The sequence below is a fragment of the Lacticaseibacillus sp. 30 genome, from assembly GCF_053819265.1.
Window position 1 is genome coordinate 125170 of the sequence record NZ_JBSOQX010000005.1, and the last position, 12401, is coordinate 137570.

General features: G+C 47.5%; 14 protein-coding genes. 8 read left to right on the forward strand and 6 right to left on the reverse strand.

Annotated features, from left to right (window positions below; all coding sequences use genetic code 11):
* Positions 1-145: 145 nt before the first annotated feature.
* The 4 genes from ACWPAB_RS05190 to ACWPAB_RS05205 all read right to left on the reverse strand — a co-directional run bounded on the left by ACWPAB_RS05190 (position 146) and on the right by ACWPAB_RS05205 (position 3971).
* On the reverse strand, positions 146-1246 hold the full coding sequence (locus ACWPAB_RS05190; RefSeq protein WP_003585991.1) for a DUF871 domain-containing protein: 1101 nt from the start codon (positions 1244-1246) through the stop codon (positions 146-148).
* A 12-nt stretch (positions 1247-1258) separates the two neighbouring features.
* Positions 1259-1678, reverse strand: coding sequence for a DUF3284 domain-containing protein (locus ACWPAB_RS05195; protein ID WP_003568211.1), 420 nt, complete (start codon positions 1676-1678; stop codon positions 1259-1261).
* A gap of 55 nt (positions 1679-1733) precedes the next feature.
* A complete protein-coding gene (locus tag ACWPAB_RS05200) occupies positions 1734-3092 on the reverse strand; it encodes a PTS sugar transporter subunit IIC (protein ID WP_003581533.1) in 1359 nt (452 codons plus the stop codon).
* A gap of 168 nt (positions 3093-3260) precedes the next feature.
* Positions 3261-3971 carry a GntR family transcriptional regulator gene (locus ACWPAB_RS05205; protein ID WP_003568214.1) on the reverse strand — a complete coding sequence of 237 codons (711 nt, stop codon included), beginning with the start codon at positions 3969-3971 and terminating at the stop codon, positions 3261-3263.
* Between the two features lie 116 nt (positions 3972-4087).
* Between ACWPAB_RS05205 and ACWPAB_RS05210 the strand changes: the two genes are divergently transcribed.
* Positions 4088-4420 carry a PTS sugar transporter subunit IIB gene (locus tag ACWPAB_RS05210; RefSeq protein WP_003568216.1) on the forward strand — a complete coding sequence of 111 codons (333 nt, stop codon included), beginning with the start codon at positions 4088-4090 and terminating at the stop codon, positions 4418-4420.
* Positions 4420-4749, forward strand: a complete 330-nt coding sequence (locus ACWPAB_RS05215; protein WP_016367120.1) for a PTS lactose/cellobiose transporter subunit IIA — start codon at positions 4420-4422, stop codon at positions 4747-4749. Before ACWPAB_RS05210 ends, ACWPAB_RS05215 begins: the two co-directional genes overlap by 1 nt.
* 143 nt (positions 4750-4892) lie before the next feature.
* Here the strand turns inward: ACWPAB_RS05215 and ACWPAB_RS05220 are convergent, their stop codons facing one another.
* On the reverse strand, positions 4893-5444 hold the full coding sequence (locus tag ACWPAB_RS05220) for a GNAT family N-acetyltransferase (protein ID WP_016367121.1): 552 nt from the start codon (positions 5442-5444) through the stop codon (positions 4893-4895).
* 137 nt (positions 5445-5581) lie between these two features.
* On the opposite strand from ACWPAB_RS05220, the gene ACWPAB_RS05225 reads away from it, so the two are divergent.
* From ACWPAB_RS05225 to ACWPAB_RS05250, 6 genes are all read left to right on the forward strand, one after another.
* Positions 5582-6046 carry an NUDIX hydrolase gene (locus ACWPAB_RS05225; RefSeq protein WP_003585997.1) on the forward strand — a complete coding sequence of 155 codons (465 nt, stop codon included), beginning with the start codon at positions 5582-5584 and terminating at the stop codon, positions 6044-6046.
* Positions 6043-6564 (forward strand): kinase, encoded by a 522-nt coding sequence (locus ACWPAB_RS05230; RefSeq protein WP_003585998.1) that lies wholly within the window; start codon positions 6043-6045, stop codon positions 6562-6564. Before ACWPAB_RS05225 ends, ACWPAB_RS05230 begins: the two co-directional genes overlap by 4 nt.
* Positions 6565-6996: 432 nt before the next feature.
* The gene (locus ACWPAB_RS05235) at positions 6997-7620 is read left to right on the forward strand and encodes a hydrolase (RefSeq protein WP_016381773.1); all 624 of its coding nucleotides are present in this window, start codon (positions 6997-6999) and stop codon (positions 7618-7620) included.
* 260 nt (positions 7621-7880) lie between these two features.
* On the forward strand, positions 7881-9302 hold the full coding sequence (locus ACWPAB_RS05240; RefSeq protein ID WP_003577039.1) for an MFS transporter: 1422 nt from the start codon (positions 7881-7883) through the stop codon (positions 9300-9302).
* A 277-nt stretch (positions 9303-9579) separates the two neighbouring features.
* Entirely contained in the window at positions 9580-10773 is a 1194-nt protein-coding gene (locus tag ACWPAB_RS05245) for an MFS transporter (protein WP_003581551.1), read from the forward strand.
* 60 nt (positions 10774-10833) lie between these two features.
* Positions 10834-11763 carry an aldo/keto reductase gene (locus ACWPAB_RS05250; protein WP_003568232.1) on the forward strand — a complete coding sequence of 310 codons (930 nt, stop codon included), beginning with the start codon at positions 10834-10836 and terminating at the stop codon, positions 11761-11763.
* A gap of 125 nt (positions 11764-11888) precedes the next feature.
* Here ACWPAB_RS05250 and ACWPAB_RS05255 read toward each other — a convergent pair whose 3' ends face one another.
* On the reverse strand, positions 11889-12254 hold the full coding sequence (locus ACWPAB_RS05255) for a DUF956 family protein (RefSeq protein ID WP_003568234.1): 366 nt from the start codon (positions 12252-12254) through the stop codon (positions 11889-11891).
* Positions 12255-12401: the final 147 nt, after the last annotated feature.

Genomic DNA, 12401 nt, shown 5'->3' on the forward strand with positions numbered 1-12401 from the left:
CTATATCTCGACAGACTATCTCTAACCAAATGAAAGACGGCCGATTTTCCGTGTGCACTCGGAAAACCAGCCGTCTTTATTTGGAGCTATAAATCGTGTTTCTACTCTTAATTTTTATGAATCGAAAAAAATTAAGGAATAATCATTAAGCATTCGTTTTTTCAAGAACAAATGTTGACCACGGGCGAATAAGATCCAGAAAGCCTAGATCATCAGCACTGACTTGGCCAATTTTATTGCGCTGACCGTCATCGGCAAATGGCGTTAGCACAATTTGAAGCTCGCCTTTGTAACGGCCATAAGCATCATTCACAACAAGGATATCGCCGCGTTCAAAGGACTGGTGATTGTCATGCGGTGCAATGCTTTCCTTGCCATACTTCACCCGCGGTTGTGTATCGCGCAGTAAGTAGGCTGAGGCATCGCCACGGTAGAGATGCGGCGCTTCAAAGGCAATCTTCGCCTCAATTGGCAACATCCCCGGCAGCATATCAGCATGCAAAATAGGATATGCTGCCACGAAGTTAGCAGCCACCTGTTGCAACTCAGCTTCACTAGCAAAGGCATTGCCGATGATGACATCATCAATCAAACCGGTCATGACTAAGTGGCTGGTTTGGCTGGCGATGCTTCGATGGCGATCGCTTTCCATTGTTGGCAGGCCATCATTGACCGCCCATGGACCGATCTTGCCAGTTGGCGAAGAGACAAACGCCGCTGTGTGCAGCCCATAATCACGATATTGCTGAGAGTACTCAGCAAAAATCTGATCACTTAATCCCGTAAAGGCTTGTGGATAAAAGTTATGACAGCCGAGCAGGTTGTCACGGTCCGGTTCATAGGCCATGATACTAGCCAAATAATTGGTTCCGCGACTCATATTCAGCTCAATCTTCAGCCCGTATGGATTACGCGTCATGCGCGCTTCTTCAGCACCGGTGAAACCTTCATCTAGTCGCAGTCCCCAAACATTGAGCTTTTTGAAAAAGCTCAGATCGTCATAGCTGATCTTTAGCTCTTTGAACAAGGCCGGATTGATGTCGACAATCGTTTGGAAGCCCAGTCGATTAGCATAATCAATGGTTTGGCTGAAAATAGCGAACAGATCCTCTCCGTCATCCCCATACATCTGCAATAACGAGGTGAAGATGCGGGTATAACCATATTGATGCGCCATTTCGAGATAGGCCTTGTTCTGATCAAAACTGCTTTGATCCGGATAGAGCGATATTCCTAGTCGTTTCATTGAAAATCCTTTCTAAGCCGTGTATTGTGCCGCCATCTGGCGAGACATCTTTTTGAACCGGTGCTTACGCTGCCAGTTGAGTAAAAAGCCGGCTGTACGATTGTTAGCTTTGCCTTTCGCGGTTTTGCCTTCAATCGTTTCCGTGTAATGTAAAGCCGTTTTGTTGTCACCAGCGTCGCTTAGCTGATAGTCAACCGTATAGTGATCACGATCAGTATCCAGTTCGTAAGCATAACGTTGGTTGGCAATGGCATGGGTTATCGTGAGTGTCCCAGTCATGCCATTAGCCCATTTCTTCTTGTAAGAGAAACCATTGAGACTGCCAGTTAACACCTCGCGGCCGGTATGGGCCTTGATGTCTTCCTGCGCGGATCGAATGAGTTGGCCATACATAAATGCTGCTGGCACCTTAAATGTCATTTGGATTTCCAAGTGAAAGCCACCTTTCTAAAAACGTTGTTCAGCTCAAAACCAGCGTGATGGGATGTTAGTCGAGTTCAGTCGGTTTGATCTTATTGGCTGCCTTAACAAATGGCACATAGATCAGGAAACCGATCACCATGTTGATTAATTGTAGCACGGCAGCACGCCAGTCCATCGTTGCAACTAAGGCATTCAGGAACGGTGGCATTGACCAAACAATCTGAGCCTTAATCGGTGAAACCAAACCGTTAACTACGGCACCATAGGCAATTGAAACCATCACTACCGGTGCCAAAACAAACGGAATGAAGTAAATCGGATCAAGCACAATTGGCATCCCGAACATGACTGGTTCGTTGACGTTGAAGAAGCCTGGTGCAATCGATAATTTAGCAACCGCCCGCTGATCATCACGTTTTGAGAAGATCAGAATCGCAATCAGAAGTAGTAGAGTTGAACCAGCCCCGCCGATCCAAGCATACAGATCAAAGGAGTTCCGGGTCCACAAATATGGTAAGGCTTCACCTTTTGAAAAGGCGTTAGTGTTAGCAATCTGAGCCGTCAGCCAGATTCCATCAAGGATTGGTGCCAAGACGTTCGTACCGTGAATTCCGAAGAACCAGAAAACCTGAACCAAGATCGTCATTATCAACACGGATCCGTAACCTTGACTCAGATTCAACAGCGGTTCCTGCAAGACTTTAGCAATGAATTCAATTACTGTAGTGCCATATTGAGTGAAGATATAGTTGATAATACCGACAGCATACATAGCAACAGCAGCAGGGACAATCCCAGTAAACGCATTAGCAACTGCTGGCGGTACGGAATCAGGCATTTTGATGGTGATGTGTTTCTTCATCAGCCAGATATAGATGGTAGCAGCAATGGCCCCCATCAGCATCACCGTGAAGAAACCATATGCGCCAAAGAACTTACCAAAATTGAAGAAGCCCCACATGCTGACATCCTTGCCGGTAACTGCTGCCCCAGCATCGGTCAGTGACTTGATCGCTGCTTTACCCAAGCCGGTTTTAACCGTCATGGTGAAGTTTTGCGGCAAGCTCATGATGAAGGTACCAAGCGTCACGATCCCCGCCGTGACTGGTTCGACCTTATACTGAACTGCCAGTTGGTACCCAAAAGTGAACGAGAAGATCAGGCCTAAAATTGCCAGTGTCCCTGTCCAGACAACGGCGTTAATACCGATCAGCCATTGCATGGAATTAACAAAGCCCGTCCAGCCAAACTGGTTCGGGATATCACGAATCAAAGCGTTCAGCACCGTCGATACGGCACCAGCCATCATGGCCGGCATGATGGCAATAAAAGCATCACGCAACGCAACCAGCCAACGAATTGAGCCGATTCTGGCAGCGATTGGGACAACATGTTTATTGAGCCAATTAATAAGTCCGTTCATTTTTATAACACTCCTTTTTAAGTGGGCGCGAGCAGGCACGGCGTGAAATCAAGACGTAGCTAGCTTTGACGGTCATGATCTGCTTTTGATCATTGTTTTTAAGCTGACAGCGTCAGATTCCGGCAACTGCAAACGCGCGAGCTATTAATTTGAACTGAGGTCCCCGCCTCATTGGTCCAAATCAATGTTGGTCGTGTGGTAATACAGTGTGAGACCTGGATAAACAAAATAAGTTCGAGAAAAGTTGAAGACTTTGCCGCTGGCTAGATAGTTAATCCCATCCAGACATAAAAGATCGCCTTTTCCGGATGTGGTCATCAGGTCAGCATATTCAGCCGGCAGCGGCCGAGACTGAATATAATTTTCGGTTGTGCTTCCAACCATGTCATAGGTGTTGCGCAAATAGGTAAAGATTGACCCCGCAGCAATTTCTGCCGAGAGATGCGGCACAATGATTTGTGGAAAGTATGATTCTTCCAAGTCGTACAACTGCCCTTTTAAATAGCGCAGACGCACAACCTGATAAACCGGATCGCCAACTGCTACGTTGCCGCGGCGGGCCAATGCCGCAGTTGCTGGTATCAAAGCAAATTTGACGACTTTCGATTTAAGCGGACCGCCTTTGACCATCGCGGTTTGATCAAACCCGATTGACATATTCAAGACGGCGCTTGATTGCTCCGAATGATCAATGACGTAGTAGCCACTGCCCTGCACTCTGCGCACGAGTCCATGGGCAAAAATGACATCCAGCGCCTTACGAATAGTGTTGCGGCTGGCTTGATAGCGATTCATCAACACTTGCTCGGTTGGCAACTTCACTGGATACTTACCAGCCAGAATATCTTGAATCAATTGCTCTGCAATATCGTGATACATTTATGACCCCCTCCAAAGGTGTGGTTTTGAAAACGCTTGTAAAATTTGTACCTACGAATTATAATAGCACAAGAAACAGAAAACGATTACATTTTTTTAAAAAGGAGCCGAAAAAAATGGCAGAGAAAAAGATTATGTTGGTCTGCGCCGCTGGTATGTCAACAAGTATGCTGGTTGCACGCATGCAAAAAGCCGCCGAAAAAGATGGCGTTGAGGTCAATATTTTTGCAACCGCCGCTTCCGATGCAGACAACAAATTAGCTGAGGAAAAACCAGATGTTCTGATGTTAGGACCTCAAGTCCGCTATCTTGAAGGTCAATTCAAAAAGGATCTCGATATTCCGGTTGATGTGATTAACATGCAGGATTACGGCTTGATGAACGGCGAAAAAGTCCTCAAGGCGTCCTTGAAGGCAATTGCAGATGGTAAACAAGGAGAAGAAGCATAATGAGTGAAGAAGATCAGAACCTCGAAACTGTCATGGGCTTGATCATGAATGGTGGCAACGCCAAGAGTTCTGCCTTTGAAGCTATTCACGCAGCCAAAGCAGGCGATTTTGAAAAGGCCGACGAAAAGCTTAAAGAGTCCGACCACTTTCTGACTGAAGCCCACAACGTTCAAACAGGCATGTTAACCGCTGAAGCCCAAGGCGATCATGCCAAGGTTACCTTGTTAATGGTTCACAGTCAGGATCATCTGATGAATGCCATCACCTTCCGCGATTTAGCTGGTGAAATGGTTGATTTGTACAAACGATTAAGCGAGAAAGAAGCCTAGGAAAACAAATAAGCCTTCGCCACGCGATGACGCATGAAGGCTTATTTGCAGTGGCCATTGTGAATAAACGGCTGTTATGAAATCCCAAATAATCGCACCAAAAAGGCGACTCAGCAAATGAGCCGCCTTTTTAATACTATGTGTTATTTTTGCTGGCGACCTGCCTGCCATTCTTCCCGCAGAATGCCATACTTAACAGAGTCCCAGTAACGATCCTGATAATAACGAACTTGTCGGACACGCGCTTCCTCCTGCATGCCAACTGCATTAGCCAAACCGATCATCCGATCATTGCCTGACCAGGTGGTGATACCTAAATGCGGCAAGTTGACGAGTCCGAAGATGCGATCAATCCACTGATCCAGCGCATCTTGCCCATAACCTTTTCCCCAATTAGCCGAGTCATAGATAACGATGCCAAGATCCAGCCACCGCTGCAGATCGCCATCTTCATAATGGGCAGAGACGACCCCAATCAAAACGCCGTTTGACCAAATACCGTTGACAAATGGATTGGCAACCCATTGAAAGCCAGTTTGATTGGCCTGATTTTCCTGCAGTTCTTGTAGTGTCGGTACTTCTTGGTTAAAATACGGTCCGTCCCACTGATGCCATTCAGCCTTTGGATCAGAAAAAGCCACCTTCCACAGTGTTTCTAGATCTTCAGATTGAAAATGTTTTAGCGTCACTGTCATGCGTTCACCGCTCCTTTGATGTTTGTTAACAACATACCACAATTATTGCCCAGGAAATAATGCAATCGTCAACTATGTTAATGTCAGTATAGCGGTAAACGATTCGAGTTAATCTTAGATAAGGAGTGAATCTCATAGTGGCAGATTATATTAAAGATATCCGGACAAAGGTTGGTCATGCGCCCTTGATTATGGCTGGCGTGATTGGCATCTTGAATGATCAGGCTGGGCGCGTTCTACTCCAACAACGCAGCGATTTTACCGGTGAATGGGGCTTGATTAGCGGGACGATCGAATACGGCGAAACCCCTGCCCAGACGATGGTGCGTGAATTCAAAGAAGAAACCAATCTGGAGGTTGAAGTTGTCCGGTTGCTTGGCGTTAATGGCAATCTCACCCTCACCTATCCAAATGGCGATGTTGCCCAATGGTTGTGCCCGGTGTTTCTTGTGAAACAATTAAGCGGTGTGTTAAATAGTGACAACAGTGAGACTGAAGCCTTAAAATTTTGGGATCCAGCAGCCGCTCCTGACCTGTTTAATCAACAACATCGGGAAGTCTTGGCGCACTTTATCGCAAATGAAACGGGGTATTTTGATTGAATCGATTGATCATTCTGCGTGGCAATTCAGGCAGTGGTAAAACCACCACCGCAACCGCCTTGCGTACCCAACTGGCCAATACGCTGCTAGTATCTCAAGACGTCGTGCGCCGTGACATGCTCGCCGAAAAAGACAAACCGGGCAATCCCACAATTGAACTAATTGAAACGATTGGTCGCTTTGGATTGCAGCATCAGCGAACTGTCATCCTTGAGGGGATTCTGTCGGCAGCACGCTATGGCGACATGTTGAAAACACTCATTGCAGAAGCTGATCAAAGTCTGGTTTACTACTATGACCTCTCGTTTGATGAGACTTTGCGCCGCCATGCCCATCGCGCAAAAGCCAAGGAATTCGGAGCCGACGTCATGCGTGACTGGTATTTGCCCCATGATCGTTTAAATGTGCCGACTGAGCAGCTCATTTCTGCCGATTGGTCGCAAACCATGGTCATCAACCACATCTTGACCGATCTGGCTGGATTGAACAATACAGAATCTGTTAAACCCATTCACTGACAAAAGACAGCAACTCGCGGGCTCTTTTCCAAACTGATTTGATAGCGTCTTCTTGTCCTTAACGGCGGGCAAAATCAGCATTGGCATAATCGGGCAAAATATTATTGTTTTCATGGGTTTCGGACTAGAATGGGTTCGTAAAGGTTAGTTCATTATTAGTAATGGCTATAACGCGCTCGCAGTCGCAGAAGCCTGCACATACGGACCTTGAACCAGAATGGCCAAGTTCGAGCCATTCTGGTTCAAGCCCACTTATGCTCCGGCTTTTAAGCGCTCCTGCTCACGCTCGGTTCATAACGCGCTCGTCAGCACAGCAGCTTGCATGTAAGGACCCTGCTCGCAATGGTCAAAGTACGACCATCACGGACAGACCCACTTACACTCCGGTTGCTAACCGTGCTGACTCACGCTCACTAAAAGGAGTGATTTTTGATGACAAGTTATCCACGCCGTGACCCGGTTACTGACCGGCTGCTCACCCCGGAAAATTCTGCTTTGATTCTGATTGACTACCAACCGACACAAATTGAATCCATCGGTTCCATGAACCATCACGCTTTAATCCAAAATGTTGTGATGACGGCCAAGTTGGCTAAAACGTACAATGTGCCAATTGTTCTCTCTACTGTTAACGTTAAAAGCGGACGCAATAAAGACACCATCCCCGATTTAAAGAAAGCCCTCGGCGATATACCAAGTATTGATCGCTCTTCGATTAATGCTTGGCAAGATAAAGAGTTTGTCGAAGCAGTCAAGGCAACTGGCCGTAAGAACTTGGTTATCGCGGCCTTATGGACAGAAGCCTGCCTAACCTTCCCAATAATTGATGCTTTGGCTGAAGGCTATCATGTTTATCCTGTCGTGGATGCTGTTGGCGGCACCTCACAAATTGCTCATGAAACTGCTTTACGCCGCGTTGAACAAGCAGGTGCACAATTGACCACAAATGCCCAACTGGCTTGCGAATGGCAGCGCGACTGGAACCGAACCGACACTGTACCGGATTTTGTTAAACTGCTGCTGGGTGCAGGCGACTTTATCAATTTAGGCGACTAGCTTTTTAACAATATGACATGAACGGGGCTGATTAAAGCAGCCCCGTTTCGTTTCTTATCGCTTATGATGTGTACCTGCCCATGACATCGCATGATGCCATGAACAGGTACCTTATTTTATTGGTGAGCGTGAGCCAGAGCGATTAGTCACCGAAGCGTAAGCGGCCTCTGGCGTGATGGCCGGTCTTTGGCCATTGCGACTGAGGTCCTTACGCGCAGGTGACTGCTCTGGCGAACGCGTTATGGTTAGGGGGATTCAACATGCAACGTTCTGAAACGGCACCAAAACGTTGGTGGCTACTGGTCGCGCTGGGCTTTTTTGCCTTCATGACCAATCTCGACGGTTCAATTGTGAATATTGCCGTGCCAATTATGGCCAAGGATCTCAAAGTCCCCGCCAGTCAGATGGAATGGACCGTCTCGCTGTATTTAATCGTTTTAAGTGCGCTGCTATTGCCCTTTGGTAAACTTGGCGACCGCATCGGTAAGCAGCGGATTTTTAAATGGGGCACCGGTACATTTGTCTTAGGTTCCTTGATGGCTGGGATTAATCTCGGCTTTAATTTTTTGATGTTAGCCCGGATGATCCAGGCACTTGGCGGGGCGATGACTTTGGCGAATACGTACGGGATCGTCACCTCGACTTTCGCACTTGCTGAACGTGGCCGGGCAATGGGGGTTGTGAGTACCTTCGTCGCATTGGGTGGTGTCGCTGGTCCAAGTCTAGGCGGTTTGATTTTGGCCCATTTCAGTTGGCCAATGATTTTTCTCATCAACGTTCCTATCGGTTTAATCGCATTGGGTGTCTCCTTGTGGTCTATGAACAATGGCATCCCACAACGCGGTACGTACGATGGTTGGGGGATGATTTTGCAGGCAACAGCGATTGCAAGCGGTTTTTGGGGACTGAATCTTGCTCAGCAAAGCGGTTTTGACGATCCAGTTGTCCTCAGCACCCTTGCATTGGCAGTCGTTGCTCTCATCGCCTTTATCGTCTTTGAGCAACGGCAACAAGCACCATTGCTTCCTTTGCGTATTTTCCGTGTCCGTATTTTCACACTCGGTGTGGTCACTGTCTTCTTCATCTTTATGGTGCAGTTTTTCAGCACAGTGCTGATGCCGTTCTACCTTGAAGATGCTCGTGGCCTGACACCAGGTACGGCTGGCACGCTATTATCGCTTTATCCACTGATGATGGTCTTCTTCGCCCCGTTTGGCGGTTGGCTGGCCGATAAATGGAACGTCCCAGCAGTTGCTTTGCTCGGCAGCATTTTTATCGCTGTCGGCAGTCTTATCGGTGCCACATTGAAATTAAACGCACCGTTGACCATTTACATCATCAGTACACTCCTTGTCGGCATCGGCAGCGGTCTTTTTCAATCCCCAATTGGCGATGTGGTCATGTCAGTTGTTCCGAAAAATCAGCTTGGCATCGCTGGCAGTTTCAATGCGCTCGCACGCAATCTTGGGATGGTCAGCGGCACGGCGGTTGCGACAACAGTGCTCTTTGGCACGATGAGTCAACTTGCTGGCAGTCGCGTAACGAACTATCCAACAGCACATCCCGAATTCTTTATCAGCGGTTTACAAGTTGCCATGATTGTCGCTGCTGTGCTCGCTATTCTCGGAGCCATCGCCATCGGCCTGACAATCAAACCGTGGCAGGCACACGAAAAAAACTAGTGTCAGTTTTCATGACAGTTCATCCGTCAGAACACCTCATTTTCCAATGAAAGCAGACGATTGTTTCGCCGGTAAATCAACGTTCGTGCAACAAGTCCACTTTTCCCTTCGGCTCAAAAAGTGCTAGCATAAAAGTATTGTGTCCGCTTGCACAGCGTCAGCAGACGTGCTTAGGAAGCATAACCTGAATGGCCGAGTTTTGACTATTTATGACTGGCATGCTTACATGTAGGTTGCTGCGACTGTGGGCGTATTCTAATGACGGAGGAAAACAGCCATGAAAAAGAACCACACCTCGACAGCCTGGTTGACTTGGGGCATCATGCTGGTCGGTGCCAATCTGCGGCTGCCCATCACGATGATCCCACCGTTGCTGCCGACAATTAAGCAAACACTCGGCCTACCTGCATCCATGGCAGGTATGCTGACAACCATTCCATTGCTCATGTTCGCGCTGGCCTCACCGTTAATCGCCAAAATGGGTAATCGTCGTGGTAATGAATGGAGCTTGCTGGTAGCGCTGGTTATCTTGTTGGCTGGTAGCCTGCTGCGAATCATTCCCAGCTTGACAGCCTTAATTGCTGGTACTTTGCTCATCGGATTTGGTATCTCTGGCGGTAACGTTCTTTTACCGGCAATCATCAAGGACCAATTTCCCCACGCTATCGGTGCTAAAACCAGTCTTTATACCGTGACGATGGGACTTATTGCGTCCCTCGGTACTGGACTCGCAGGATTGCTAAATCAGCAATTCAACATGCAGATCACCCTAGCAGCTTTTTCGTTAGTCGGCGTCTTTGGATTACTCGTCTGGGCGTTGGCCTTTCGCACACTACCAAAGAAAGCAGCCCGGCAAGACGTCCAGCGCAAAAATATCGCCGTTTCGCGATCTATGCTAGCGTGGTGGATCGCTTTATTCTTCGGCCTGCAAAGCTTTCTCTACTATTCTTTGCTGACTTGGCTGCCAAGTCTTTGGCAAGCGGCCGGTTTCTCCCAAATCGCGGCAGGTAATCTGGCTACCATTTTTCAGCTGAGCGGGATGCCGGCAACATTATCCATCCCATTCATTGCTGAGAAGCGCCATGGCCTCTTATATAGTGTCTGGGGCATCATGCTAGGCTTTGTACTAGGTGCTTTGGGTATTCTTATCCCTGGGGCGAACTTTGGCTTAAACGTTGTCTACGCGCTGCTCATGGGCGTTGCTTCTGGGGCCGCTTTTGCCATCTGCATTGTCTTTTTCCAGAAGAAAACCGCCGATGCTTATGAAACGGCTAGTCTCTCTGGCTTTGCTCAAAGTGTCGGCTACTTATTTGCGGCGGTTGGTCCAGTATTATACGGCTTCATCCAAACGGCTACAGGTTCGTGGGATTTATTGTTGTGGCTGACAGTCGGGCTCACGCTGCTGATGTTTGTGGCAGGGCTGATCATCAATGCGAACCATCGGATTTTTCCATCAAAGGTGAATAGATAGCGCTTGCAAGTTTCTATTACTTTTTTTACACTAAGCATGAATGGCTAAGGAGGTCACAAAATGGCAATGACAACGACAATTGGTAAAAGTACGGTCACAACCGGGAAACTAGGTTTAGGCACCAATAAAGTCGGCGGCCACAACTTGTTCCCTAATCTGCATGACGAAGATGGCATCGCCGTCGTGAAAGCCGCGCTTGACCACGGCATTGACATGCTCGATACCGCTTATATGTATGGTTTAGGGCAGTCGGAAAAATTAATCGGTGAAGCCACACAAGGCTATGATCGCAGCAAAATTATTCTAGCAACCAAGGCAGCACAGGATCCGCACAATGATCTCAAACCAAATAACGATCCCAAATTTTTAACGCAGGCAATTGATGATGCTTTGTTACGCCTTAAAACCGATTACCTTGATATTTTCTATATTCATTTTCCTGATGACAAAACTGACAAAGCGGAGGCGGTCAATGCCATTGCCAATGCCCGCAAGGCCGGCAAGGTTCGGGCGATCGGCGTTTCTAACTTCTCATTAGACCAAATCAAAGAGGCCAACCAAGACAATCAGGTTGATGTCGTTGAAGACAATTACAGTTTGGTACATCGTGATGCTGAGCAAAACCTGTTCCCGTATTTGAATGAACACCAGATCAGTTTCGTCCCATACTTTCCACTCGCATCCGGCTTGTTAACTGGTAAGTATGGCCTTGATGATGCTGACAAGTTTAGTCGACGTTTCTCGGCAGATCAGTTCAAGACCATTCTTGCCGCTTTGCGAGAAGTCGATGGCATCGCTGATGCCCATCAGGCAACCTTGGCTCAGGTTTTCTTGGCTTGGTACATGAAGAATCCGGCCATTGCGGTTGTGATTCCCGGTGCCCGCCTACCTGAACAAGCTACAAGCAATGCTAAAGCTTTAGACGTCAATTTACGCGATGCTGAATATGCATCTATTGACGAGTTGTTCAAAAAATTCCGTACTGAATAATCGCGCATTGTTCTAGGCTACAGACTTCGCACAATCCAAAAAGCAGCCCGCTTCCAGCATGTCACACATGCGGAAACGAGCTGCTTCTTTTTATTATCAAAAAACGGATGGTGAGCAGGCATCACTCACTTTTTGCGTCTAAATGCCCGTTTGATAACCTGCCAAAACGTCAGTGATTGTACAATTTTATCTGCCGGGAAATGATTTCTGATGGCGCGCAAAACGCGTTTCGGATCTCTTGCCGCGAAGGTATATGTCCCATTTTTCTTCGTTTTGATTGCAAACCGTGGGATCCATTTGCCTTTAAAGATCACCGACGCAATGACCAAATCAATCTCATTCCACGGGATCTGATAGAAATCGCGCACGTTTTTTTCGTTGAAAAATTCAAACCCTTTATCGCCGATCATGATCTTGCCATATGTCGGCATCCCCATGAAGGCCGTGCCTTCGACCACTAATTCGGACTTCGTGTTGATCGATTGAACCATTTTCCGCCATCCTTTTAAACTCATCTTGAACGATTTTTTACTGATGGAGACGACTCGGTCTGTTCTCCAAACGCAATTACAGTTGCAGAAATCTCCTGTTCACGCTCTAAACGCGATCGCCAGCCCAGAAACCTGCGTGTAAGGACC